The following is a 399-nucleotide window of genomic DNA, read 5'->3' as shown; positions in this document are numbered from 1 at the left end:
TTCCGGTATCGCTTTGATCTCATTTGTTTTTTCTTCTACTCGTTTCTGCCCCAGACAAAAACCTCTTTCATCTACAGCACTGACAATATGGTTGGCTCTCTGGTTTTTATTTCCGTTCCCTCTCTGGGTTTTTCCATCAATCGCAAGCAGACGCTTTACTTTCTCCCCCTCATCGCTGCTTAACATTTCATTCCATCTCTGCTGAAAACTTTCCAGAAATTCAGAGGGCACCATTGCAAAAACTCTCTGGATCGTATCATGGGAAGGGATTCCGTTTGGAAGTTCCAGATAGTTCCGCAAAAAATCTTCGTGTTCTTTTCCAAACACCTCAATTTCTACCCAATCATCTGCGTTTGCAAGCGTAGCAAAAAATACAAGTAGGATAATATCCGCCATTTT

At 41.9% G+C, this 399-nt stretch carries 1 protein-coding gene; it reads right to left on the bottom strand.

Going from position 1 to position 399, the window contains the following annotated elements:
- Positions 1-399 (bottom strand): ISAs1 family transposase (locus tag ASU35_RS01975; protein ID WP_187142641.1); only part of this gene is annotated, 399 nt, incomplete at both ends.

It is taken from the genome of Acetivibrio ethanolgignens, assembly GCF_001461035.1.
GTDB classification, from domain to species: Bacteria; Bacillota; Clostridia; order Lachnospirales; family Lachnospiraceae; genus Velocimicrobium; species Velocimicrobium ethanolgignens.
The sequence above is the reverse complement of the archived record's forward strand: the minus strand, read 5'-3'. Positions and strand labels throughout refer to the sequence as shown.